Origin of the sequence: Edaphobacter acidisoli, from assembly GCF_014642855.1 — a bacterium.
Lineage (GTDB): Bacteria > Acidobacteriota > Terriglobia > Terriglobales > Acidobacteriaceae > Edaphobacter > Edaphobacter acidisoli.
Genome location: NZ_BMJB01000005.1, coordinates 21,488 through 46,687, shown reverse-complemented (window position 1 = coordinate 46,687; position 25,200 = coordinate 21,488). Strand labels below are relative to the sequence as shown.

Here is a 25,200-nt window from a genome sequence, read left to right as displayed (position 1 = left end):
AGTTTGTTGTCTCGGAATGATCTATCTGAGAGAAGTGTCGTGTTGGCCTTCTTGACCGTGCACCATCTTTTATTCGCCTTGATGAGTCGGAAGAGCGGCGAAGTAGCAAACCTCGTGGCAAATTCGGGTGACCGCCTGCGCGTAGACCTCAAGCGTCATCTTCACCGTCGCGTGCCGCAACAGCTCCTGCACCGTCTTGATGTCCTCGCCGTTGGCTTTCAGCAATGTCGAGAAGGTGCGCCGGAACGTGTGCCATCCGATGTGCTTAGCAATTTTCGCTCGGTTCGCAGCGGGACGAAACGACCGCGTGAGGCTCGAGTCCGGACTGTACGGCAGCTTTCCCCGTTTGCGCGTACTGGCGAAGACAAATGGATTCCAATGGAATGATCCATACAACAATTTCTCAACTTCTGTTGAGACACAGGTGAGAATCGCCGCTGTAGATAAGTGCCGAAATCTCGCCAATGAAAGCCATATCGAGTTCGCAGAGCCTCATACAATCTGCCAATCGGACCACCCTGCATTCGGATCTGGTCCCGGTTTGACCGAAACGACATACGTCCCATCCCGCCGGGTGACCAGCACGGTCACGTCGCCCTGGGGAGTCGTCGTCACCGCGACATTCGTGACGATGCCTGGTGAGGGTTCAACCTTCGTTTTGGGTTGCCAAACGTCCGATGGTTCTCCGAAGACTTACCATCTGGACCACAGCACACCAGCATCATCGACATAGAAAGTCTGCAGCCGCCCATCCGAAAGAGTTACTACCGCTAGATCGCTCATCTCACTGTCTCCAGAAATACCAAGAAAGAATATCGCGGGAGGGGCGACATGCTCATAACTTACGCACGATTAAGTGCCGGCTGGCTTGTCAACATCTTCAAAAGTGAGCTTTACTGTCTGGACGTCGTCTCTCTCGGGGTTGTATTTGACCTCGGGGCCTACAACGATGATCTTCGTGAAGTCCAGATCGTTATTGAACGTCTTATCGACCTCAAAGGCAACAGTAACGACTATTTTCCGGTGTGAGAGCTTCTCGCCGTTCGGACCCTTTCACGAGAGGATTCTGCTCGACAGCCTTGACTGCAGCGACTGACGGTTTGGAAGTCGAATTCGACAGTGCTGAGCGGAGGAGGGGCCTCGCCGACCGGTTTGCCCTTAGAGTCCTCGGCTAACTGATCCTGTGCATGTCCCAGCAGATCCTGTATGCACGGAATCAAATAGGCGAGAGGCACCTTCACGTCTTTGTCCGTATCCGAGACAGTGACTTTATGGTCCTTGGCATAGGTACATGGTTGGGGTTCGGGTGCGGGCCGCTTTTGGGCAGTTGCCGAAAAGCATTGGCCACCGCAGATCAGAAAAAACCACAGAAATACTCGAGGTGCTTTCATCGCATGCTCTCCAAGATCCGAGAGGCCTATTTGGAGATCGTAGGAGCTCGTTGCTATGCGTTCTGCTTACGAAGGTCGGCGTAAACAGGTGCAGCTATTCTCAAAACAAAATGAGAAGAGCGGCAACAGCCTTCCTCCCTGCATTGCAAACGAGCCGTCTAAAATCCCAACTTGCTGCGGTCTCGGGTCGCCAACAGGGTAACCGAAATGTGTTCCCTCGGAAGTTAATTGCGCTTCAAGTAGTCGGTCTTGAACCGTCTTCACCGTGACCAATCCTCTGGCTCCTGGCTCGCAGGCGAACGTTGGCCCGCTCGCGCGGCGCTTTGCGCTATCAACCGGACATCTCCCCGCGAAGGAGAAAATAAAACTGGGATTGTTCGAAGGGAAAATATCTGGGATTCCGTTTTTATATCTAGGCATCCCCAGGGATACAGCTTGTTTCTTGGCTTCTCGGTGAATACCAGGGCACGTCCATCCGCCGAGCTTGAACGGCATGGCGTTGATGTCAGAGTCCGTATCCGCTCAAATTGGATTGCTGGCGAGCCAATCCACAACTGCATAGGCAGCGTCACAATACAACGGAAAAAGCTACAGGAGAGCGAAAGCTTCTTCCCGCTCAACTTTCGGCCGGTTGGATGACCTGCCTCGTTCCGCGTCTTCCGGATTAAATCGAAGATACCTGTAAGTTCAGCGCTGATATCTTCCATTCCCAGATCGGATGAAATCTGACGCAGCAATGAATCCAAACGCTTGCGGATCTCGACATAGATACGTTTCGCGGGCCTTCCGTTCGTATCCGCCTTGAACTTGTCCTTCTTCTGCTGGGTATCAAGTGCGCTGTGAACAGCATCCCTCAATGCCAAGAGGGCAGTCTCTGCGGCTACACCAAACATCACCGCAGAACCGAGGTAGGATGCCCCTCGAAAGGAATTGAGTGATTCTGTCATGTAGAGAAGGACCGTCGGGCTGACATTCTTCACCTTACCTTTGAGCCTCTCTGCTGTTGCTACTCTGCTTCCTTCTCCACTGTTTACGTGTAAGCAACAGCCGCTGGCCTCGTCCCGTGTACCTTCACCGTACAAAGCGATTCGCCCTCAATGTAAACCATTTCAGGTCATCTCTGACGAGATGCATTATCAGCTAATCCCGCGCCTGTTGGCGTGCCCGCTTCAGAATGACAAAGCCACTGGGCCTCAATACAGTAACCTGTGTCATTGACCTGCTGCGCCGCTACTTTGAGAAGAATGAAGAGATTCGCGTAAGCGACAAGGTAGGAAACACGAGAAACAACTGGGCGGAATTGATCGAGCCGGTTCCTGAGTCAGAGCCAAAGGCGACGGTATCTGCGAAGCGCACCAAACCCGGGAAGGAACCTGCCTGGACTATTTGGCTAAGCGGTATGGGAGCGGCGGGAGAGTTCGGCGGCGTAGATTTGCGAGCATTCGTAGAGGCGGGCGTTTTGAATGGCCAGTGCCGAGGAAGCAGCGAGAGAACGGGCGATTCGTAAGTGTTCCGCAGTGAAATGGCCTGGAGTTGAGTTGGCGGCGCAGAGCATACCGATGACTTGGTTCGATGCTGAGAGAGGAATGCCGAGCCAGGAGCGAACTGGGTTGCCAGAAGCAATGTTCTTCCAAAGCTTCTCTTCGAGGGTGTCGGAGATGAGGAGGCCGTTGGGAGTTGCGAGTGCTTGTTCTAAGACGGAGTAGCCGGTGAAGTTGAGCGTGTCTGGGGTGGGAGACAAGGGGTTGTTGGGGCCTCCCGGTCTGGCTTCCCTGGCAAGAAACATTCTAGGACCAGCTTCGATCAGCAGCACCTGAGCGGCTTCATAGGGAATCTGCTGGTGGAGCAGGTCGAGCAGTGTATCCAGCACTGAGTTCATGCGGAGATCTTCGGTGAGGGCGAGCGTGGCTTTGTGCAGAGCGTCTGCCTCTCGCCAAGCCGAACGAGCGAGCGCGAGGCTCTTCTCTCGGGCTTCTTCTGCGTGACGGAGCTCGACGGCGTTGCGCCGTTCGAGGAAGGTGGTAGTGTTCCGGTGTTCCCTGTGGGCAAGGATAAGAAAACGAGCGTGCAGGATAGCTACGGTACACAACGCGACGAACCCGAAGAGCAGAGCGGCTGTGGTGAAATCAAACCTGCGGGTGAGGACAATTGCGGTGAGAACTGCTGCCGCACTGACGGCCAGGATGGAGATGACTTTCCATCCGCCCATCGGCGATGGGCCGTGACGCCGGTTGTCGCTCTGTACGGCGGACTTCATTGGAGACATTGTGCCACTTGCGGAGGCTGGTGCACAGACGAATTTTCCGAGTGGCAATGTCTCGACACTCTAACTGCGGCTGGCCTTTCTTTTCGCAAGTTTTTCCGCATACAGCCATAGATGCCCGATGGACATATCGAAGTATCTTGCGATGGCAGCCATCACATCGCAACTAGCGTTCGCTTTCCCTTGCTCAATTTTCCCGAGGTAATAGACGCTGTATCCCAGAGAAGCAGCCAGATTTGCCTGGGAGAGTTTTGCCCGGAGCCGAAGCTCTGTCACCGCGCGCCCAAAGACTTCGCTGGGCGTCTTCGATTTGCGGCGATTGACTGGTCCAATGGGTTTGCCCACCCAATCATGGTCTGAGCGGATCGGGCTCGATAACAGCAACTATAGTTGCCGTATTCTCTCGCATTCCCTCAAGAATGGAGAGATTCTTTCTTCGCCAAGTCTTCTGCATATGCCCAAAACTTGCTCATAGGCAGCATTCCCAGATAATCAACGATGGCGTATTCCAAATCGAAGGTCAGATTTTCTTTGCCTTGTTCGATGCTTCTGAGGTAGCCCTCGCCGCATCCGACCGCAGCAGCGACTTCAAATTGCGATTCTTTTCTTAGAATGCGGAGTCTTGTGATTGCTAAGCCAAACATTCTTCGGGGCGTATCAAATCTTCGTTCGATATCTGCTCCCACGCGCTTTGGCATGGGAATATCGTTGCTAAGATACGCAATTTGAAACAGCAATTATAGTTGCTTATTCAGGAAGCTGAAACTATAGTTGGCCTATTGATTTGTTGATCGCAGCGCGTAAGCACAGATGCCATCGCGACGATAGGAGGGATGATGAATCCGAACTCGGTTTCCATCTTCCCCGACGCATCATCTAGCGACATTTCTGTAGGGAGCGATCGAGAGTCAAGAGCCTCGTCACGAAATCCCTCCTGCGACGAGAATGGTTTCGAGAGTATAGAAAACGCCACGGATGACATTCTCTTTGAAAGACTTTGCGGAGGCAATAAGGAGGCGCTTGGTACGCTCTTCCGCCGTTATGCATGGATAGTAAGGGCGGTGGGACTGCGGATTCTGCGAGATGCCGCCGAGGCGGACGATCTTGTGCAGGAGGTATTCCTGTTCCTCTACCGCAAGGCTGACCTTTTCGATGCGGCGCGTGGAAGCGCGAGATCGTGGATCGTGCAGGTTGCATATCATCGCGCCATCGACCGGCGGCGCTATCTGGCGAGCCACCATTTCTATGACCACCTGGAGTTGCAAGATTCAACGGGGTTTTCTGATGGCGTCTCTTATGAGAAATCGATGGAAGCCTTGATCGGGCACGACGAGTTGGAGAGGATTCAGGGGTCGCTTTCGCGTGACCAACGCAGAGTGTTAGAGCTCTATTTCTATGAAGGGTATACGCTTCAGGAGATCGCGCGAGAAATGGTGCAGACACTGGGAAACGTCCGAAACCATTACTATCGAGGTCTGGAAAAGATGCGGCGAGGCATCTTTGGGCGAAATTTAGGAGCGAAGTGAGCGGGATATGGTAGAAAATGGCTCCAATGGAGGAGCCCGAGCCGTGCCTCCTAACGGACTCCATCACGAGCGCCATGAAGAGTTCGAGGAGTTGTGCGCTCTGGCGACGACGGGAGCATTGCGCGCAGAAGAGCGGGAGCGGCTGGACGTGCATCTGGCGAAGTGCCCGGAATGTCGCGAACGGCTGACTGAGTACGAGGCCGTGGTCGCGGGGGCAATCCCAAGACTGGCATCTGGGTCTTCTCTATTAATGGATGGTGTGGACGATCCTGCACAGTGGACTTCTGAGGAAATGGCCGCGGCAGAGGGAAGACTCTTTGCACGGCTAAAAGAGGATGAGCAGCGCGAGGGACGAGTTCGTCCTGAGCACGATCGCTCGGGCAAGACGGCGGGGGATACGTTGTGGCGGCACCTGTGGTGGCAATTTGCCGCAGGGGTGTTGCTGAGTGGCGCGCTTGGGGTGGCACTTTACCGAACTGGGGTTCGTCATGGCTCGGAGAGTGCGAAAGTGGCTGCTCCGGTGACGCAGCCTGTACAACAGCCCCTGCAAGTTAAGTCGAGCCAACCTGCTATTGCTCCGGTTCCAGTTGGGCCTGTTCACAGCAACGAGGATGCACAGGTTATCGCGTTGCGCGAGCAGCTTACTGCCCGCACTGCAGATGTAGCGCGACTTCAGAGCGAGCGGAATCAACTCACTCAGCAATTGAGTGAGGCGGCGAAAGATCGCAGCCAGCTATCGCAAACCAATGCGGCGCAACAGGCTGCCGCGAACCAACAGCTGCAGCAGACACAGTCGCAATTATCGACAGTACAAAAGAAGCTCGATGCAGCAGCAAGCGTGAATCTCGGGGACTCGGGGCGTCTGGCGCAACTCGAAGCGAAGGTGAATGATCTGACGGCGTCGTTGCATGGGCGCGATGAAGAATTGACGCGCGAGCAGCAGATTCTGGACCATGACCGCGACATTCGTGACCTCATGGGATCGCGCGACTTGTACATCGCCGAGGTATATGACGTCGCAAAAACGGGTGATACCGCGAAGCCCTTCGGGCGCGTCTTTTACACAAAGGCGAAGTCTCTGATCTTTTATGCCTATGATCTTGACCAGCAGCCTGGGGTGAAGGACACGAGCACGTTTCAAGTGTGGGGACGTAAAGGGCCAGACCGTGATACTGCGGTCCGTCTTGGAATCCTGTACCAGGACAATGCGAGCAAGAAGCGTTGGATGATGAAATCGAACGACGCGAAGACGCTGTCCGGAATCGACGCAGTGTTTGTGACGGTCGAGCCAAAGGGACGAAGTCAGCATCCAAGCGGCAAGCCGCTGCTGTTCGCATACCTGAAGATTGAGCCGAACCACCCGTAGGGGGCGGCTGGCGTGGGGTAAATTCTTACAGAAAAGCACAAAAATCTGATACAGAAGACGAAGGGTTTCCGTAGACCGGATGAAGCGATTTCACACCGGCTATGTCAAGGAGTTGTTCGTGAGACCAAATGATGTCTTCCGCCTGCTTGCGATTTTTTTGTTTGCTGCGATTGGCTGCCTGGCACAGTCGCCCAATGGGACGATGAGCGGACTGGTGCTCGACCCGGATGGGCGAGCGATTGTGGGAGCCGACATTGAAGTAGTCAACGACGCGACTGGTGTGAGGTATCCGGGCGTAACCAACTCGGAGGGCATCTATGCCATTCCAAATCTGCCTCCCGGGCCGTATCGCGTGCAGGTGGCGAAGGTCGGGTTCAAGACAATCATCAAACCGGACATCGTACTGAATACACAAGCTGCTTTGGCGATCAACTTCACGCTGCCGGTGGGTGCGGCTTCGGAGACAGTGACAGTTGCCGGTGGAGCACCGTTGGTAGAAACTGAATCGGCTTCAGTAAGCACGGTGATCGATCGGCAGTTCGTTGCTAACCTCCCGCTGAACGGACGGAGCTTCAACACGCTGATGCAACTGACTCCAGGCGTAGTGATCGCGCAGCAGCCGTCAGGCACCGCAGGAGGGAGTGCGCCGGGACAGTTCAGCATCGGCGGTCAGAGGACAGACGCGAACAGCTTCACCGTGGATGGCGTGTCGGCGAACTTCGGGGTGAGCAGCAACGGACTGTACTCGGGCGCATCGGGTACGGGTTCGGCGCAGGCTTTCAGCGCATTGGGCGGAACGAGCAGCCTGGTCTCTGTGGAGGCGTTGCAGGAGTTTCGCATCGAGACGTCGTCGTTTGCACCGGAGTTCGGCAGGACACCGGGTGGACAAGTGATCTTGACTACACGGTCGGGGACGAATCGCTTTCATGGTGAGGTGTACGACTACTTCCGCAATGAAGCGATGGACGCGAACGACTGGTTCGCCAACCATGCAGGCAGGCCTCGTGCTGCTGAGCGACATAACGACTTTGGTGGCTATCTAGGCGGTCCTTTGGTGCGAAACAGGACGTTCTTCTTCTTCTCCTATGAGGGTGCACGGTTGCGGCTGCCTCAGACGGGAGTGATTGTAGTGCCTCATCTTGACGACTCCGGCTGCGCGGCTCCTGCTGCGGTAGAGCCGCTGCTCAATGCCTTTCCGAAGCCGAATGGCCCGGTGTCTGAGGCAACCTGCACGGGCGAGTTCACGGGAAGCTATGCCAACAGTGCGACGCTCGATGCTACGTCGCTGCGGGTTGACCACAACCTGAGTAGCCGGTTCTCGCTCTTTGCGAGATATAACTACGCGCCGTCAATGACGAATTCGCGGATTTATTCGTTGAGCATGATTCAGGTCACACCTGTGAATACCCAGACGCTGACGGGTGGGGTGAACATGTTGTTTGGGAAGTTCACGGCGAATACGCTGCGGGCGAACTACTCGACGCAGAGTTCGAATGCGACACAATCGCAGGACACATTTGGCGGCGCCATTCCTGTGGATGAGAGCGTGATTCTGGGGACGCTGTCGAAGGCGAATACCTATGCTTCGTTTCAGACGCTCGATACGGAGTTCTACGGTTTAGGGCCAGTGGCCAACAATCGGACGCGGCAGATCAATCTGGTCGACGATCTGAACACAGGAGTTGGGGCTCATCAGTTGAAGTTTGGTGTGGATTATCGTGTGATCTTTCTCGACAAGACGCCTCATGCGAGTGCGATTGTGATGTCCGCATCTTTGGTCAAAGGTTTGCTCCAAAATGGGAAGCTGACGCAGTTGACCGGAACGACCAACGCGCCTTCGTCGTTCCGAACGACTTCGACTTCGTTCTATGCACAGGACACATGGAAGGCAACAAGCAAGATCACAATGACGTATGGGCTACGGTGGGAACTGGCTCCCGCTCCAGCGCCTCATGGAGCGACCAAGGCCGCCGCGTGGCTGAACGTAGATAATCCTCAAGAGATCGCGTTGGCACCGTTCGGTACACCGCTCTGGTCAATGACGTACAGCAACGTGGCACCAAGAATTGGAGTCGCCTGGACGCCAGGCGCGAAAGGGTCGCTGGTCGTGCGCGGAGGCTGGGGCATCTTTTACGACCTCGGAACAGGAAGGGCAGCTGACGTGGCAACGTTCTTTCCTGGACAGGCCAGTGACGTTACCCTGAACGTGGCTCTGCCAATTGCAGATGCTGGCGGGTATCTGCCCACTGCTTCGCTGTCGCCTCCATATCCGCTGGTGAGCGCATTCACGCCCAATCTCAAACTTCCGCGAAGCTATCAGTGGAACGCCGCAGTGGAGAAGCTGCTCAGCGGACGCCAGGTGGTGACCGCGACCTACGTGGGCCAGTCAGGCCGCGAGCTCCTGCGGCAGGCAGCGCTATACAAGCCGAATCCCAATTTCTCAAGCGCTTTTCTGCTGACAGGCAATACGGCGTGGTCCAATTACAACGCGCTTCAATTGCAGTATCGCAGACCAATGTCGGGAGCCTTGCAACTGCTTCTGAATTACACCTACTCACACTCGCTTGATAATTCATCGAACGACGTCGTTGCGGGCGTGGCCGGGACGGTAATCAGCGCAGCAAGCGATTACGCATCGTCGGACTATGACGTTCGGCACAGCTTTTCGGGAGCGTTCACCTATGCGATTCCTGCGCCTTCGGGACTGCGGGCATTTGCAACACTTGCGGGAGGTTGGTCCTTGGCTGGCGTGGTTGTTGCCCGAAGCGGGTTCCCATTCAATGGCAGAGTGCTTACCTTGTCATCGGTCACCGGAGGATTTGCGTACTCGCGGCCTGACCTGGTCAACGGGCAGCCGCTTTGGGTGTCGAACTCTGGGACAGCCGGAGGCAAGGAACTCAATTCGAATGCGTTTGCTGTACCGGGTACGTTGCGGCAGGGCACGGAAGGACGCAACGACATTGCGGGTTTCCGGCTGGCGCAGGCCGACCTTTCTGTTGCGCGGACATTCAAAGTTCGGGACAAAGCGCATCTGGACTTCCGCGTGGATTCATTCAATGCTCTCAATCATCCGAACTTCGGCAATCCGGCGGCCCTGATTGGTTTTGGACCAATCTATCTCCAGTCGACCGAGATGCTGAACAATGCGCTCGGTGGTCTCAACCCTCTGTTTCAAGAGGGTGGTCCGAGATCGCTTCAGCTCTCCCTGAAACTCGGCTTCTAAAGCAACTCACAACTTGCACCGCACCACTTGATCGCCGTTTGACGAAAGGAAGGCCTTGTGCGTCTGTTTTCCTTACGTATTTGTCTTGCGTTGTGTCTGGCACAGTTAGCAGTCTGCGCGGTCGCGCAGAGCGGCCCGGGAAAGGGTCGTGTCACAGTGGCTGACGCGATTGAGATGACCCGCCTCGGAGTCGCCAGTTATGAAGACGATTCGGCGACGGATGCGGCACTGTACTCGCCAGACGGTAGATGGTTTGCGGTGGTCCTGAAAAAGGGCAACCTGCGACGCAACACCGTTGATTACACACTGGAAGTCTTCCGCACGGACGATGCGCTTGCCGGAAGAGGCCCGGCGAGAGTGGTCAAGATGTCATCCAGCTCAAATCGTGCAGCCATTGCCGGGGTGAAGTGGTTGAGCGACAACCGCACCCTTCTGTTCATCGGAGAGACACCTGGAAGAATTGGACAAATCTATGCCTACGATCTTTCGAGCAGGCGGTTCACACAGCTTACACACCACCACACTCCTGTCGCCGCCTTTGACGCGAGCAGCCATGGACGAGTGATTGTCTTCGAGGCCGACCCTCCAGTAACTGATCCACTCGCTTCTCCTGAGGTTGAACGCAACGGCTTCTACGTTACGGGCGAGAATCTTGCTGAAGTGATGCTTGCGGGTAGTCCATATGCTAAGTACCGCTCCCGCGACAGCCGGCAACTTTTCCTGATGGTGAATGGCCGCAGGGCTATCCGTATGCCGGCCGAAGACGGCATCTGGCCAAATCTGACCCTGTCTGTGGCACCGAACGGACGGTATGCACTCGTTGAGGCGTTGGTGCGAGATGTCCCGAAGAGTTGGCTTGGCTACCGGGACCGATTTCTGCATGAGTTTGTTGCTGCGAAGAAAGCAGCATCCGCAACGTCCTCGGTCGAACAATATCTTTTGCTCGATACACGGACCGGAATATTTACTCCGCTGATCGATGCGCCGAAGTCCTGGGAGCATGATGGGTTTCTTTGGCTTAACGGAGGAAGATCGCTGGTCCTGTCGAAGGCTTATTTGCCGTTAGCGGAGGTAAGCGGAGCGGAACTGGACGAGCGCGAAAGCAAGTTGTACGCCATTGAAATGAAGCTGCCTTCGCACACGTTTGAGAAGATCCTCGAAGGCAACGCCAAAGCGACGGAATGGGTGGCGTCGAGCAAGGAAGTACTCTTCGAACAGTCGAATCGTGCGATAGAGGCTTACCAACAACGCGGCGCGGGTTGGGACAAGGTCGCGGGAATGACGGTTAATCCGGAACGAGATCGTCCTCGTGTGACCTACGAGCAGGACATGAACACGCCGCCGAAGCTGTGGATCACGAATCCCGTCACGAGTCAGAGAGTACTGCTTCAGGACCTGAATCCTCAGTTCAGGCACGTCTGTTTTGGCATGGAGCGTGAAATTTCCTGGAAGGCGACTGATGGACATTGGGTACACGGAGGCCTCTACCTTCCTCCGGATTATCAACCTGGGCAGCGCTATCCTCTGGTAATCCAGACGCACGGCTTCGACCCAAGCCGGTTTTGGATTGATGGACCGTGGAACAGCGCATTTGCAGCTCGTCCTTTGGCTGCCAGGGATATCGTTGTACTCCAAATGGGCGGAGCCAGTGGAGATGCACAGTATCGGAGCACGCCAGAGGAAGCACCCCAGCAAATGGCGGCTTTCGAAGGGGCCATCGACTATCTCCACGGCAAGGGCATTATCGATCGCGAACGTGTCGGCATCATCGGCTTCAGTCGCACGGTTTATTACGTGGCCTATACCCTCACCCACTCGAAATACAGCTTTCGAGCGGCAACGTTGGCCGATGGCTTTAATGCGGGCTACTTCATGCGGGTCGCGTATCCCAATCAGGCGGCGGAGCCGGATGCCGTGAACGGAGGCCCTCCCTATGGGACAACGCTGTCAAACTGGATTGAACATTCGCCTTCCTTCAATATCCTCCACGTGAAGACCCCGATTCGTCTTGAGAGTTATAGCGTGGCCGGGGTTATGGAAGAGTGGGAGTGGTATTCCCTGTTATCAACGATGGGCAAGCCGGTGGATCTTGTTGTCCTGCCCCATGGCACGCATCTGCTGGTGAAACCGTGGGAGCGCATGGCCTCCGAACAGGGCAATGTCGATTGGTTTACTTTCTGGTTGAAAGGTGAAGAAGACCCCGCTCCAGACAAGCGCGCACTCTATGCGCGTTGGCGAAAGCTGCGCACGATGGAAGCGGATCAGAAGTGAAACAGCACGAACAGAACAAGGGCGTCCGGCGCCAGGCGCCCCGTTCCGTTGTGTGCTCCCACTTTTTCTCTTGCCCTGCCAGAGTTCCTGGGAGCATCGAGGCTTACTCGTCCGCCTCATAGGCGGGAGCGCCGGTCAGGTCCTGTCCCGTTTGGGAATCGACAGGGGCGATGTTCTTATCCAGGTTCGACTCGATCGTACTGATCGCGTCGCCAGCAAGGATGATCTCCGGTTTCGTATATTCCATGATATTCACCTCCTTTCTGTTTTGAGGTCTGACCCGCCAGGGCTGGGGGCCAATGTTCAGGCAAACCTGCGGGCAGCAGCGAACATCTTGCGCGCAAGTGCTCGCAGAAGCTTTTCGAGGGATGGATGGAGATGCTCGACTCCTTCTTGAGAGCAGTAGCTCATTGCAAAGGCGAACGGCGCGACCAATGTTGCGAGGTTAAGCGCACGTGCCATCGTTTCCTCGGTGACAACATCTACCCAGGCGTCGAGGTAGGCTTTGCGCAGATCCTGTTGCCAACTCTCATAACCAGGACGCAGCTTGGCAAGGAGTGCACGGAGAAACTCGAAGGTGATCGATGGTTGGCCGATGTGGCCTTGCGCCCAGTCGAGGAAAACAGCGTCGTGTGGATTAGCCAGAACATTGCCGGGATTCAAGTCCGAGTGTCCAATGGCATCGGCGATGCCAAGCGCTTCTTGTTCATCGAGCGCGCGGTTCAAGTGAATCTCAATGAAGCGAAGATCATTCTGGTTGAGCCTGCGGGGCGGTGTAACAGGCTGCTTCGCCATTAGCTCTTCGACGATATTGAGAAATGGTTTGATCTGAAGGCGCAACTTCTCTGTTGACAGGTCTCTGCATCCCGCGGTCAGCAATGATTGACGGGCAGGTAGAGATGCGATTTGTAATTCTGCAAGCGAACGTGCTGCCGCCTTCCAATGATCGAGTGGTGCGGTTTCATCTAACGGGCTCCCGCCTCCGTCGTGCATCAACCAGCCATGCCATGAAGGCTGGATAGCAATGAACTCAGGGAGACATGGGAAGTGCAGGTTAGCGAGTTCTGCAGCGATGGTGAACTCATGCAGATTTGGTCTGCCAACGGCTTTAAACCAGACTGGAGCGCTGTCTGTCTCATAACGAATGAGTGAGAACTCCGGTCCCATGTTGTACTGGGTCCAGTTTCCAGTGAGTGTGAGTTCACGCGAGCTGAGCTTCGACCTTACCCAGTGCGAGACTTCCTCGAACCATCTCGGTGTGCTAAATGGTGTCGGGGAATTGGTCATAGCATACGCATTGGCCTGCCTGAGTGCGTCTATGAAACGATCGCATACGAAGGTCGGTACATCGCCCGCCCAATCAATTTCGTTGACAGGTACCCATCTCGTCCCAGCAGATGTCGAATGTGAGTCATCGGTGGTATCCATCACCACGAATCGCGGCATGGCCTGACAGCCTTCGTCGGGAAGTGTGAAGCGGCAGATAGCGTGCAAACCAGATATCCGCTGTACCACGTCAACGAGGTGAGGCGCGGTTCTCTGGTTGCGCGGAATTTCAACGCGCGGAGGCGAGTGGCGGCCATCGTGCCCCAGAAGGAACACTTCTGTGTCGTTGCCACGCAAAATGATGGGGTGGCACACGACAGGCTCGCGGCTAGGAGCGGATCTTGCTAAATCCGGCGATACTGCTTTCTCTGCGGTCTGCATCTTAGACTCCGGTGGAGATGAGCGAGGAGGGTTTGGTCGAGGAAGCGGATCGCAGCCGCGTCACCACTTCTTCAGGAAGTGAGATCTGCACGGAACGTCCATTCAGGAAACCGCTGGCTCGCAAGCTCTGGAGCCAGCGTTCGAGAGCTAGAGCACGAAGCAGTGGCACGACAGGTATCTCTTTTCCCTGGCCAGCCTCTTCAAGGACTTTCATAAAGGAGTCTGTCGCGACGATTCGAAGCGCGCCTGTGACAAGCTCATTGTTTGATTGGGTAAGCCGTTTGTGTTCCCTGGCAATTGCAGCTAATGGAGACTTGATTACATACGCTTTGCGTTTACGGTTGAGAATCTCGTCAGGGACGATACCTCGGAGCGATCGACGCATCAAGGAACGGCGTTCGCCAGGCCGTACCAACTGTTCGCGGGGAATGCTGAACAAGAACTCAAGCAGGTCGCGGTCAAGATAGGGATAGCGTTTCTCGTAGGGATATACAGAGCAAATCTCCGTTGCTGCCAGTTGCCTCGCGATCCTGTCGAGCGCGCCGAGGTTCTCCTGCAAGCTCGGCATCGCACTAAAGATCGTCAAACGAGCTTGATCGATTCTCAGAGAAGGTTGGTTCCGCTTCAGAAAATCAGGGTGCAGCCAGGTCGGTTGTCGCCTCGGGTCAGACGGGCGCAGTGCGAGTGGCAAAAAGCCTGCGATCGCATCTCGTAGGAGATGAATCCACGGCCTCCGCTGCACGAGCGTCCATGCTTTCAGGCGTCGCGCCAGCTCTCGGATACGACATCGTGCCAGCAAGTCTTCAAGTTCTGGCAACGGCGTCGGAACACCACCCAGGAATTCATCTCCGCCGATACCGGAAAGCACCACACGATGTCCATGCAGGCGCATCCAGTCGACCAGTGGTGAGGCGCCATTTTTCGCACCCGGCCAAAGCGCGATCTCGCCAGAGCTGGTGTGTTCAAACGATAGCGATCCCGAGTCGATATGCAGGCCAGTCTTCCCGCGCCTCTTCTCCACTCCGCTGAACCACGGCCGTTCGTCCCAATTCGGTTCGCCGTCGTTGTAGTAGGAAACCGTGTCGACGCGCGCCTTGCCCGAATCTTTGTCCGTAACCAGATCGGCCATCGCAACGACCGCATTGGAGTCCATACCGCCGCTCAACTCGGCGAGGACGGGGGCATTTGCTCGCAGTCTTCTGCGAATTGATTGCTCGAACAGTGCCCGGAAGTGTTCCTCGTAATCGGTATCGCTGCGGTAGGTGATTCTCTGTCCTCCATCAAACTCCCAGTACCGACGAGCCAGGCATCTGCTCGATGTGATTTCCAGGAAGCAGCCGGGCGGAACAGACTGCACCTCGACGTAGGGCGTCAGGTGCGCCGCTGGAAACGAAGTGAGCCATCCTGCGATGTACGCTTCGTCCAACGTAAGCCGTCTTCCATAGACCAGCGGAGCCAGGATGGTGCTCCATGTGACTGAATTACCCTCCATCGAGTAGTAGAGATGCCGCACTCCGGCAACATCCCGTGCCAGCAGAAGCGTCTTCTCCCTTGTGTTCCAGATCGAGATGGCCCAATCTCCGCTGAACTTTTTGAAACAGCCGGCCTGCCACCGCTCATAAGCGGTCCGGACGATGGCAACATCTCCATCAGTGATGGTTACTTTGCCGTCAAGTCCGCTTAACAGTTCTTCACGATTGTCGAGCCGGCCGTCCCATGTGATCACCGCTCCGGATGCGGCGATGAGAGATTGGCGCTTCGAAACCAGTTCCTCGGTCGTCGAAAACGCACGGAGCAGAATGGATATTCCTTTGCTGCTGTAGATCTCCTCGCCGTCAGGACCATAGGACGAGAGCAGTGCTCGAGCTTGTTCGATATCGCCGACAACCGAGCCATCGAAGTTCCATCTTCCGTACTGTGCGCTCATGATGGGAACTCCTTAACAGCGATCGAGGACCGTATACTTGGTTGGCATGTAGGGTTTGTCGTTGACCACGCTCCCGTCGGCTTCAACCCAGGCGTGCGCTTTGAAGGGAGTTGATTGCGCGCCAATGACTAATTCCGCAGGGATGCCGTGCTTCCGCAACATGCAAACAGTCGCGGCGGAGCGCTGCAGGCAGAGCACTTCTTTCCAATACCAGATGGTTGCCAGATCAACCGCGGCGCATATGCGTTCAACGGATCCAAGTCTGGCCACGCCTATTCTCACTGGACAGCCGCGCACTCGTTCATAGAGCGCGGAAAAACTTCCTCTCCGCAGGTAGAGATCAAACGCAATCAGCCGAACATAAGCCTCGAAGACAAGTAGACCCATCGCAACCCTCCAACCTTGGAATGTTGTTCATGCTTGACTATCGGAAGACGCAACGCTCACAGAGCATTCTTCAATGACGCCCAACGATTTGAGCTCTTCGAAGAAGTCCCTTGCATCCTGTGCGATTACTTCGGGCCTCGCACCGGACTCCACAGCCAGCTGATCCACAATCTCCGCTGCATCTCTACCGTTCAGCAGAAGTCGGAGCATCCATGATGCGGTCTCGTTCAGCCGCAGGAGTTGGCCACGCGTGATGTTGAGGACGGTTCCACTGTCTACATGCAAAGTGTTGCGTACACCGTCGTTGATTCGATACCTTAGGCAATTTCGAGTTCTGTCTGATGTCATCGACTGTGCTCCTGGCCTGAATGGGAATCCTCTCTTGGGCAAATTAACTTATGCGCCTTCACCCCGTGAGTGGCATCATAAAACCACGTATTGCGTCATTTAGAGAAGGTTAAGGGATGAACGGGTTTACGGCCATCTGGACGCGCGACGCTTGAAGGCAGGACATCGCTCTATCCGGAATCGGGGATCATTCTGGCCGGAACGCCGACCGCTTGAAGTGACCGACCGTTGATGTCGAGCTCAAGCTGTCATCCTGATGCAGCAACCCTTAGCTGTTCCTTGTTGATTTGCAGCACTAACAGCCCCAAGTCTGTGTTCGAGGAAAGACTGTCTGGTTGAAGGAAGGGCTGCATGATTTCTGCCGCAAGGTTGGGCCCCGAAGCCGGCATGCTTCTGAAAGCAGCAAGGGTACGTGTCCGTCTTTCCACCCGCGAGGTCGAGCGGCTCAGCCTTCGACTTGCCGATGAGAAGAAAAATCGGGAATACCATATCTCGCATACTTGGCTCACCGATGTCGAGAAGGGAGACTTCACGCCGAGCATTTACAAACTCTACGCGCTCAGCGTCATTTACAAGTGCACCTTCGACGAGGTTCTAGGGTATTTTGGGATTCACATGGGGAACATCGGTACCGATCAGACAAGGCTCGCTCTCCCACGAACACATTTGATTGGTGAACAGACCCGCGATCCTGTGTCGAAGTTGCCCATGCCCTCTGAATTGAACTACGGGGTTACGCTGCAGAAGACCAACCTGGTCTCGCGCATATTTCATCAGTGGGGTGGAATGCCGGCGACGCTCTTACCACGCAAGGGCTCACACAGCTTTGTCTATGGCTACATCGGTCTTGAGGACTTCACGCTCTATCCTCTGATCCGCCCAGGATCTTTTGTCGAAATTGATCCGCAACAAAAACGCATCGACCGTATTCCTTGGTCGAATGAGTATGACCGGCCCATTTTTTTCGTAGAGCTTCGTGATGGCTACGCGTGCTCCTGGTGCGAACTCGCGGAAGGCCGTCTCGTGCTCCTTCCGTCACCCCGCTCTCGCAGTCGTCTACGCGAAGTTCGCTTCCCGAATGACGCCGACGTGATCGGAAGGGTCACTGCCGTTTCGATGAGAATCGCGGAGGAAGAGGGTGGTCTTGTTCAATCGGGCGATCCGGGCCGCCAAAAGGACCGAGGTAGCCCACCTACGCCTCGATGATCCATCAACCATGCCTTCGCCCGAAACGGGATACCGATTTTCAGTCCGGCGTTCTGATGGCCGAGATGAATCCAGTTGCGGCGGCCGAGCGATGGGGTGCATTGGAGTTCTCAGCTAAGTTGTTGGATAGCTCTAGCTCCGGATACCCGAGCAAGCGGGTAAGCTGTGCCCAAGAGGAAGCGTGTAGTTGCAGGTTTTTCCGGTGGCGCTAAATGGCTTCAATGAAGAAAATTGTTGACAGGAACAAACTTTCTGATAGTGTTTCTCCTGCGCAATCTACGCATGAAATAGACGCAACTGGTTATATGCAATAACTTGCAGCATTACTCCCGGGAGAATTAGTGATCGGCTGAGTTGTTTTGGATTGACTTTCTTCAGGAAGAATTTGCATGCCCTTTTGCCTTGGTGCTCGTCGGTTCCCGTTCGCTCCCAGCTCTTCCTACTCTCATATCAGGATGGCTTCCAAGGGATCTAACTGGAAGCTCACATGGCTGGAATCAATTGCCAAGTCTCTCGCGGCAGCCACGCGATTCCGCGCTGCTGTAAATCCGCCCACAACTTTCTGTGCAGATTCCCACACACCGTTCCCGCCGCCAAATAAAAACCGTGAATTATCAGTCTTGGGTTTACTACGTCAGCAATTCGTCAAAGCTCTCGGTCACTGGGTTCAGGCATGGTGGTCATCGAAGTTCTGGTTTAGCTGTAATAAATTGATGTTACAACTCCTTTCATCATAGAGGCCGTCATGCAAGAGTTGTTTCCAGTTCCCCCCAAAATACTTAATGACTCAGGTGACCACGATGAATTCCAATGCCTGCAGCAGGATCAGCAGATAAATGCGACCTATAGAGTTCGTCAGCTAGCACTTGTAATGATCGCCTTAGTTGCCGTATTCGGAGGTACCCGCTCAATGGCACAGGCACCTCCTGGCGTCTATGCGGACGCGCACAACCCTTCGGGTACCCCTGATCCAGATAAGCTAGATGTAATTTGGAGTGTCAACAATATTACGGGCGCTCTGAGCGTCAAGGTTCCGTTTCCTTCAGGCCCGACGAGTGCCAGAGGACCAAGGATTCCATTCGCTCTTCTCTACAATTCATCCGCGACAGTTTCCCTACAGGAAGCAAATACCTATTCCAGCGCGATGGATTTAGGTTTTACAGTCCTTAATTCTTCAATAGTTAACTACAAGTGGATGCCCGGAAGTTACAATGCCGCGACAGCCCCTGTCGGCCCATGGTCAACCACGGGGCCATTTTTGACCGATACTGTAACAACTATTCCCAATTACACTCCTGTATATAACGTAAATGGAAGTCAGATAGACGGTCCCACTGTAGCGGGATGTCAGATATCTGGTCCATACCTTTATTCGGACGAGACCGGGTCTACCCATGAGATGAACGTGGCCTATGTGAACGGGTACGAAGGAGGAAGTTCCGCTTCGCAATGTACTCAGTACTACGGCTCTCCCACTAATGCCACTACCTGGGACGGATCTGACCTTCAAACGGCAATATCTGTAACAGGCGCTAACATCGGGGTCGCCACGCAAGGCGGTTATGGTCCTTCAATTCTTTACCCAAACGGAACTCAATACTGGGGTAGCGCCGGATTCTGGTCAAGCGGGACACTTGAAGACGCCAATGGGAATGTGGCTTCCATAGCTCAGGACAGCGCAGGTAGAACTACCTTCGCGACAAACTTCCCAATCGCGCAGGTTGGCGAGATTGCCGCAAAAACATACACCGTTACCACGGAGGATGCTAGCGGAAACAATGAGAACTATTCTGTGACGGTTTCTCAGGTCCCGGTAGGTGTCTGGACCATGCCCCACCCTCAACAAGATCCCAACGACCCATCCACGTGGGAAATCTGTTGTTTTAATCCTGGCGGCGCAGGCAACGTCACTGCTTCAGTTCAGCCGATGACCTCCTCATCAGTGGATGCAGTGACCGCGATCACATTGCCGAATGGCACTGCGTACGGTTTCATTTATGACCCGCTATATGGGACGATTCAGAGAATCAATTTCCCCACTGGTGGCTATGTTCGATTCGTGTGGGGAGTCCGCGGCGATTGTGGGGGGTACGGGGACTTCTCGCGCATCTCATGTCTCGTCGTAACCGACGCATACATTTCATCTGGGTCGGGCGAAGATCACTGGTCGTATAACTTTCCTACTACATCCAGTTCAGGTTATATAACTTCGTTAACGTCGACGGTGACCGCCCCCGATGGAAGCTATACGTCATATACAGGTACGGCGACGCAATACAGCAGTACTCTCTTTCCCTGGGGTGCGCCATCATGGCAGGAGACATCCAAGCTTATCTACACAAGCGCTGGTAAGCTACTTGAATCGGTGGCAACAACTTATGCTGGTGCGTATCCAGGTCAAATAACGACAACTCTCTACGATGGCGCTACACCGCTACAGAAGCAGACACAGCTGAAATACGATGGGTATGACAACGTCATTGAGAAGGACGAGTCTGATTATTATTCCTGTTCAGGCAACCCATGTGCTGCGGCGGCAAACCCTCCAGCATGGTTGCGCAAAACCTTTACTAATTATTTGTGGTCGAGTCCTAACCCGACGCAGCCATCCTATCCTTACTCTCAGGCCCATATTGTCGATAAGCCATCACAGGTAACTGTTACTGATGGTTCTGGAAACCCTGTTTCAATGGTTCAGTACAATTACGACGAGTTCCCTTTATCGGGAAGTGCCGGAATTCTGAATCACGATGACGCGAATTACCCGGCAACGATGGTCGGGCCTCGGGGAAATCTTACCTCTGAGAAACATTGCCTCGCCTTTTCGGGAAGCAACTGTGCCAACTGGAATCCGCCTACGACCTATAGGTACGATTTAGCGGGGATGGTTGTCAGTGAGACAGATCCGAAGTCATATACAACAACCTATAGCTATGCCGACGCGTACCAAGGATTTACTCCACGTCAACCAACAGATGCCTATCTTACATTGGCAACCTATGCCAACAATGCAACTGACCACTACTCATATTACTACACGACGGGGCAGCTCGCATCTCATACAGATTGGAACAGTCAGATTACAAGTTATTCTTATGGTGACAGTCTAAACCGCCTGACTGAGATAGATTATCCGCCAGGTGGTGGCAGCATGATGGTCAACTATAACGGCGACCCCACCCCGCCAAAAGTTACTGTAACGACCACAACCGGTGAAGCGGCAGGTCCTATCGTTCGTACGACGCTCTACGATGGGCTCGGGAGGGTAGTGCAAACGCAGCTGAACTCCGACTCGGGTGTCGATTATGTGGACACCACATACAACACAATGGGACAGGTCTACTCCACTTCAAATCCTTATCGAACTCTGAGGGATCCAACTTATGGATTGACTTTATTTCCGCTCTACGATGCCCTGGGACGTAAGCAAACTCAAACTCAACCGGACAGTTCGTCGCTGATCTGGACGTATGCGGGGAATGCGACCACTTATACAGACGAAGCAAGTCATTCCTGGGCTCGAACGAGTGACGGACTGGGCCGCTTGACACAGGTGATGGAGCTAGGGACGCCTGCGAATCCATTGAACCTGGAAACGGACTACCGTTACGATGCGTTGGATAATCTTACAAGCGTCAATCAGATTGGCAATTCTTCTGTTGGTGAAACACCACGAGCGCGCAGCTTCACATATGACCCGCTGTCTCGCCTCATTGTCGCATCGAATCCAGAAACGGGAACCATTCAATACAGCTATGATGCGAATGGAAATCTAGTCCAGAAATTGTCACAGCCGATCAATTTAGCCACAGCACCAACGATACTTGGCTACTGCTATGACGTACTGAACAGAGTTACGTATAAGTTTTACAGTGTCCCCAACTGCTCAAGCCCATCCAGTGGAGTTCTTGTTGCTTCCTACACTTATGATTCTTCCAGTCTTTCTGGCACGTCAAATACGATAGGACGTCTGACGGAAGAGGATGCCATCTCTAATGGGGTGGTCTACTCTAAACGCATTCCTTATGCTTACGATGCGATGGGAAGGGTAACAAGCGAGCTGCAATGCGTCTTCACGAAGTGCACGACTGATTACCCAGGATACTCTACCTACAAGTATGATCTTGCCGGTAAGCTGACAGACTATAGCAACGGTCTCGGAACAACGCTATTTTCAACTCAATATGATGGCGCTGGCCACGTTCTGTCCGTAAAGAGTAGCTGGAATGATGCAACTCATCCGCCAATGCTGTTCTCGAATCCGTCTTATAGTCCTGCTGGAGGCTTAACGGGAGCGCTCTATGGAACCGGATTGACTGTCATCCGGTTTTATGACTCGAGACTCAGGGTAAATGGTGAAACGGATACGGGAAGTATTGTTCAGAGCTACGGAACAAGCGGGACTACCTCAATCACTATCACTGGATCGGAGCAGAGCAAATGACATTTGCGCTCCGAGTTCTGCACAAACTACCGCTATCTCTGGTAGGCGTTTTATGTCTGCTTCCGAGTGCCGCTAGTGCCCAAGCCCCTCTTATAACGACGGTAGCCGGCTCGATAAATGAAGGCTACTCTGGCGATGGTGGTTCAGCGACCAGCGCCGAAATGCATTCGGTTATTTCTGTTGTGGTGGATACGGCCAACAACATCTATATCGTGGATGCGGACAATTATTGCATTCGTAAAGTCACCGCTGGCACTGGGATCATTACAACAGTGGTTGGCAACGGAACGCCAGGCTATTCCGGCGATGGAGGCCCAGCGACGAGCGCTCAGCTCTCCCCAAGTGGAATTGCAGTCGATGCTGTAGGCAATTTATACATTACCGATGCGGGAGCCGAGGTAATTCGCAAGGTCACTGCGGCGACTGGAATTATTACAACCATAGCCGGGAATGGTTCGTACGGCTATTCCGGGGATGGAGGCTTGGCGACCGCCGCGAAACTGGGCGACCCACAGGGGATTGCTCTGGATGCATCAGGGAACATCTATTTTGCCGATTCCAACAACAATGTGGTTCGAGAGATCAATGCCTCGACCGGCATCATCACAACCATTGCAGGAAATGGTGCGGCGACGTATGCGGGGGATGGCGGACCGGCTACGGCGGCTTCCATACACTACCCTGTAGGGGTTGCCATTGATTCCGCGAGCAATATTTATATCGCAGAACAGTACAGTGATCGGATTCGTGAGGTCACAGCATCCACGGGGATCATCAGCACGATTGCGGGAAACGGAACTCTTGGATATACGGGGGACGGAGGAGCCGCTACATCTGCCACGTTGTCGATGCCTTCGGGCGTAACATTCGATACCTCCGGCAATATGTATATTGCAGATAATGGAAACTCAGTTGTGCGGGCCGTCAAAGCTTCAAGCGGGATTATCTTAACAGTTGCCGGCAATGGTCTGATCGGCTATACGGGGGACAACGAACCGGCGACAACCGTCGCGCTCTATTTTCCTTCGAATGTTGCTGTTGACGGTAATGGCAACCTCGACATTGCGGACACGAATAACAGTATGGTTCGTCAAGTTGCGGCACCGATTATCTGGGACCCGAGTGCCTTTGATGCGGGCACAGTCACGTTGACGGTCGGCGGCGTTTCAGAGTCCGCAACGTATAATTCAACGACCAACACGACTTCCAGCGCAATAGCAGCGGCACTGGAGTCTGCATTGAACACTGATCCGAATTCCCAGGTTACGGCTACTCTAAGCGGCAGCACGCTCACGCTCACTTCGAAGCAACCTGGAGCCTCATCAGACTATTCCTACTCGCTGGCCAGCACGTATGACAGCCAGGACTTCGCGCAGGGCTCGTTCTCAGCAAACCCCAGCAGTGGCAGCTTGACTGGAGGAACGGACCCCAGCACGGTCGCAACGCCTGTCTACAGCTACAGCATGCTTTCACCGAACCTCGGATATGATCTGAATGGTAACTTGCTGGGTTATACCGATTCCGTGATGGGAACATGGACCTTTGGATACGATGGTCTGAATCGACTCGCCAGCGGTACTGCTACGCCAGCGTACGGTCAGAATTCGTATTATTGCTGGTCATACGACTCGTTCGGCAATAGAACAAACCAGTCTGGATCGGATCAGAGCATTGCAGGCGGTGGGACATCCCCTTGCCAACCCGCATCTTCGGCGAGCATCACGACCGATATAGCGAGCTACAACAGCGCCAACCAGATTCTCAGCACGAATGCGAGTGGGACAACGGTCGCACCTTCCTACGATCCCGCGGGCAATATAATCGGCGATGGCAGTCATGTCTACCTCTACGATCCGGACGGCAGAATCTGCGCTGTTGGCACACCGGCCGCACCACCTCTGGACGCCACGAGCATGACGCAATACCTCTACGACGTAGAGGGACATCGTGTTGCCAAGGGCACAATCTCCGTCTGGAGTTGTGATGTCAGCTCCAATGGGTTCACGCTGACCAACCAATATATCCTGGGGCCTTCCGGGGAACAGATGACAGAGTTGGATGGTTCGGGTAACCCGATCCATACGAATGTCTATGTGAATGGCAGCCTCTTGGCGACATACGACAACCAGGGGTTGCACTTCCATCTGACGGATTGGCTCGGCACGCGACGGGCGCAGACGAACTTTGCTGGCTCTCTAGAGGCTACTTACATGGGGATGCCGTTCGGCGAAATGCCTATTGGGCAATCTTCAGGCCCCACCGAACAACACTTTACCGGCAAAGAACGAGATAGTGAGAGCGGACTGGATTACTTCGGGGCTAGATACTATGACTCGAGCATGGGTCGCTTCATGAGTCCAGATGCCACAGGACCGAACCCGGGTAATCCGCAAGCACTGAATCTCTATCGTTATGGTTTCAACAATCCATTAAGGTACACAGACCCCGATGGATTCTACGAGCAGGACGTACATCTTGATCTTACGCAGGCTCTTGCGTATGCAGCCGGATATTCGAGCTACGAATCTGGGGTGATCGCACGCGCTGATCAAGGGGTCGACGAGAGTAAGGCAACAAATCCGTGGAATGGTTATGGGTTCCTGGGATCTGGAGCAAGACGGGACTTTCATTTCACTACGAGCGAGCGAAGAGCCGAAATGTGGAATTCATTCGAAAGCACATCGGATAGCCTAGGAGAGGGGTATGGAGGCGAGGCTTTAGGTGCTTATCTTCACGCTGAGCAGGACTCCTACTCCCACGCGGGCTTTGGACCTCTATTCGGACACTTGTTCGCTTTTCTTCTCCCCGGCATGCAAGGTAATGGTCATGCTCCAGACAAGACATATACCGACCCCGGCAAAGCTGACACCATGGCTCGCGATACATATGGGGCGCTCCTTCAAGCTGGTGTGAAAATGGGAACGGAAGCGGGTCCGGTTCCGCTTGCAGGAATCATGCCGTTTGTGCAAGCGTTCAATCGCGCCAACACTAAGGAGGGAAAAGATACCCAACTTCAAAATCTCAAGCAGTATGTTCAACAATATAGAAAGGATCATAAAGACGACCCTCCTTCCAATCGCCCAAGTAATAACTCTGGATATTGCTCCGCTGAGTACAGTCACTGTTGAAAAGAAAGAGGTC

The 25,200-nt window shown here is 54.3% G+C and carries 19 protein-coding genes; 8 read left to right on the top strand and 11 right to left on the bottom strand.

The window, feature by feature from the left end; translation table 11 throughout:
* Nucleotides 1–69: 69 nt before the first annotated feature.
* Nucleotides 70–396: a tyrosine-type recombinase/integrase gene (locus tag IEX36_RS17125; RefSeq protein WP_229669100.1), complete on the bottom strand. Its 327-nt coding sequence runs from the start codon at nt 394–396 to the stop codon at nt 70–72.
* A 96-nt stretch (nt 397–492) separates the two neighbouring features.
* Nucleotides 493–615: a hypothetical protein gene (locus IEX36_RS17640; RefSeq protein ID WP_263365023.1), complete on the bottom strand. Its 123-nt coding sequence runs from the start codon at nt 613–615 to the stop codon at nt 493–495.
* 216 nt (nt 616–831) lie between these two features.
* On the opposite strand from IEX36_RS17640, the gene IEX36_RS17560 reads away from it, so the two are divergent.
* Nucleotides 832–1,029 (top strand): hypothetical protein, encoded by a 198-nt coding sequence (locus IEX36_RS17560; protein WP_229669099.1) that lies wholly within the window; start codon nt 832–834, stop codon nt 1,027–1,029.
* A 622-nt stretch (nt 1,030–1,651) separates the two neighbouring features.
* Here the strand turns inward: IEX36_RS17560 and IEX36_RS17120 are convergent.
* From IEX36_RS17120 to IEX36_RS17105, 4 genes are all read right to left on the bottom strand, one after another.
* Nucleotides 1,652–2,371 (bottom strand): hypothetical protein, encoded by a 720-nt coding sequence (locus tag IEX36_RS17120; RefSeq protein ID WP_188760804.1) that lies wholly within the window; start codon nt 2,369–2,371, stop codon nt 1,652–1,654.
* Between the two features lie 410 nt (nt 2,372–2,781).
* Nucleotides 2,782–3,648 (bottom strand): GAF domain-containing protein, encoded by an 867-nt coding sequence (locus IEX36_RS17115; RefSeq protein ID WP_229669098.1) that lies wholly within the window; start codon nt 3,646–3,648, stop codon nt 2,782–2,784.
* Nucleotides 3,649–3,717: 69 nt separating this feature from the next.
* Nucleotides 3,718–3,999, bottom strand: coding sequence for a helix-turn-helix domain-containing protein (locus tag IEX36_RS17110; RefSeq protein WP_188760802.1), 282 nt, complete (start codon nt 3,997–3,999; stop codon nt 3,718–3,720).
* Nucleotides 4,000–4,067: 68 nt separating this feature from the next.
* A complete protein-coding gene (locus tag IEX36_RS17105; protein WP_188760801.1) occupies nt 4,068–4,352 on the bottom strand; it encodes a helix-turn-helix domain-containing protein in 285 nt (94 codons plus the stop codon).
* 138 nt (nt 4,353–4,490) lie between these two features.
* On the opposite strand from IEX36_RS17105, the gene IEX36_RS17100 reads away from it, so the two are divergent.
* The 4 genes from IEX36_RS17100 (at nt 4,491) to IEX36_RS17085 (ending at nt 12,040) form a co-directional block, all read left to right on the top strand.
* Nucleotides 4,491–5,180, top strand: a complete 690-nt coding sequence (locus tag IEX36_RS17100; RefSeq protein WP_188760800.1) for an RNA polymerase sigma factor — start codon at nt 4,491–4,493, stop codon at nt 5,178–5,180.
* A 118-nt stretch (nt 5,181–5,298) separates the two neighbouring features.
* Entirely contained in the window at nt 5,299–6,546 is a 1,248-nt protein-coding gene (locus IEX36_RS17095) for a zf-HC2 domain-containing protein (RefSeq protein ID WP_188760799.1), read from the top strand.
* A 118-nt stretch (nt 6,547–6,664) separates the two neighbouring features.
* Nucleotides 6,665–9,769 (top strand): TonB-dependent receptor, encoded by a 3,105-nt coding sequence (locus IEX36_RS17090; protein WP_188760798.1) that lies wholly within the window; start codon nt 6,665–6,667, stop codon nt 9,767–9,769.
* Nucleotides 9,770–9,826: 57 nt separating this feature from the next.
* Nucleotides 9,827–12,040, top strand: a complete 2,214-nt coding sequence (locus tag IEX36_RS17085) for a hypothetical protein (protein ID WP_188760797.1) — start codon at nt 9,827–9,829, stop codon at nt 12,038–12,040.
* A gap of 103 nt (nt 12,041–12,143) precedes the next feature.
* Here IEX36_RS17085 and IEX36_RS17080 read toward each other — a convergent pair whose 3' ends face one another.
* Genes IEX36_RS17080 through IEX36_RS17745 form a run of 5 tightly spaced genes read right to left on the bottom strand, consistent with a single transcriptional unit; the run spans nt 12,144 to nt 16,409 of the window.
* Nucleotides 12,144–12,287: a hypothetical protein gene (locus tag IEX36_RS17080; protein WP_188760796.1), complete on the bottom strand. Its 144-nt coding sequence runs from the start codon at nt 12,285–12,287 to the stop codon at nt 12,144–12,146.
* A 56-nt stretch (nt 12,288–12,343) separates the two neighbouring features.
* Nucleotides 12,344–13,747 carry an aminoglycoside phosphotransferase family protein gene (locus tag IEX36_RS17075; protein WP_188760795.1) on the bottom strand — a complete coding sequence of 468 codons (1,404 nt, stop codon included), beginning with the start codon at nt 13,745–13,747 and terminating at the stop codon, nt 12,344–12,346.
* 1 nt (nt 13,748) lies between these two features.
* On the bottom strand, nt 13,749–15,674 hold the full coding sequence (locus IEX36_RS17070) for an asparagine synthetase B family protein (protein ID WP_188760794.1): 1,926 nt from the start codon (nt 15,672–15,674) through the stop codon (nt 13,749–13,751).
* Nucleotides 15,675–15,686: 12 nt separating this feature from the next.
* Nucleotides 15,687–16,061: a lasso peptide biosynthesis B2 protein gene (locus IEX36_RS17065; protein ID WP_188760793.1), complete on the bottom strand. Its 375-nt coding sequence runs from the start codon at nt 16,059–16,061 to the stop codon at nt 15,687–15,689.
* Nucleotides 16,062–16,088: 27 nt separating this feature from the next.
* Entirely contained in the window at nt 16,089–16,409 is a 321-nt protein-coding gene (locus IEX36_RS17745; RefSeq protein WP_188760792.1) for a PqqD family protein, read from the bottom strand.
* A gap of 351 nt (nt 16,410–16,760) precedes the next feature.
* Between IEX36_RS17745 and IEX36_RS17055 the strand changes: the two genes are divergently transcribed.
* The 3 genes from IEX36_RS17055 (at nt 16,761) to IEX36_RS17045 (ending at nt 25,187) form a co-directional block, all read left to right on the top strand.
* Nucleotides 16,761–17,615, top strand: coding sequence for a hypothetical protein (locus tag IEX36_RS17055; protein WP_188760791.1), 855 nt, complete (start codon nt 16,761–16,763; stop codon nt 17,613–17,615).
* A gap of 745 nt (nt 17,616–18,360) precedes the next feature.
* Nucleotides 18,361–22,059, top strand: coding sequence for an RHS repeat domain-containing protein (locus IEX36_RS17050; protein WP_188760790.1), 3,699 nt, complete (start codon nt 18,361–18,363; stop codon nt 22,057–22,059).
* Complete coding sequence (locus tag IEX36_RS17045; RefSeq protein WP_188760789.1) at nt 22,056–25,187, top strand: NHL domain-containing protein; 3,132 nt, start codon at nt 22,056–22,058, stop codon at nt 25,185–25,187. Before IEX36_RS17050 ends, IEX36_RS17045 begins: the two co-directional genes overlap by 4 nt.
* The last annotated feature ends 13 nt before the right edge of the window (nt 25,188–25,200 follow it).

What these genes read in the sequence shown, in the direction of transcription:
- IEX36_RS17560 (WP_229669099.1), top strand. Translation starts at nt 832, where the DNA reads ATGCTCATAACTTACGCACGATTAAGTGCCGGCTGGCTTGTCAACATC.
- IEX36_RS17115 (WP_229669098.1), bottom strand. Translation starts at nt 3,648, where the DNA reads ATGAAGTCCGCCGTACAGAGCGACAACCGGCGTCACGGCCCATCGCCG.
- IEX36_RS17105 (WP_188760801.1), bottom strand. Translation starts at nt 4,352, where the DNA reads ATGCCAAAGCGCGTGGGAGCAGATATCGAACGAAGATTTGATACGCCC.
- IEX36_RS17100 (WP_188760800.1), top strand. Translation starts at nt 4,491, where the DNA reads ATGAATCCGAACTCGGTTTCCATCTTCCCCGACGCATCATCTAGCGAC.
- IEX36_RS17080 (WP_188760796.1), bottom strand. Translation starts at nt 12,287, where the DNA reads ATGGAATATACGAAACCGGAGATCATCCTTGCTGGCGACGCGATCAGT.
- IEX36_RS17075 (WP_188760795.1), bottom strand. Translation starts at nt 13,747, where the DNA reads ATGCAGACCGCAGAGAAAGCAGTATCGCCGGATTTAGCAAGATCCGCT.
- IEX36_RS17070 (WP_188760794.1), bottom strand. Translation starts at nt 15,674, where the DNA reads ATGAGCGCACAGTACGGAAGATGGAACTTCGATGGCTCGGTTGTCGGC.
- IEX36_RS17065 (WP_188760793.1), bottom strand. Translation starts at nt 16,061, where the DNA reads ATGGGTCTACTTGTCTTCGAGGCTTATGTTCGGCTGATTGCGTTTGAT.
- IEX36_RS17745 (WP_188760792.1), bottom strand. Translation starts at nt 16,409, where the DNA reads ATGACATCAGACAGAACTCGAAATTGCCTAAGGTATCGAATCAACGAC.
- IEX36_RS17055 (WP_188760791.1), top strand. Translation starts at nt 16,761, where the DNA reads ATGATTTCTGCCGCAAGGTTGGGCCCCGAAGCCGGCATGCTTCTGAAA.
- IEX36_RS17050 (WP_188760790.1), top strand. Translation starts at nt 18,361, where the DNA reads ATGCAAGAGTTGTTTCCAGTTCCCCCCAAAATACTTAATGACTCAGGT.
- IEX36_RS17045 (WP_188760789.1), top strand. Translation starts at nt 22,056, where the DNA reads ATGACATTTGCGCTCCGAGTTCTGCACAAACTACCGCTATCTCTGGTA.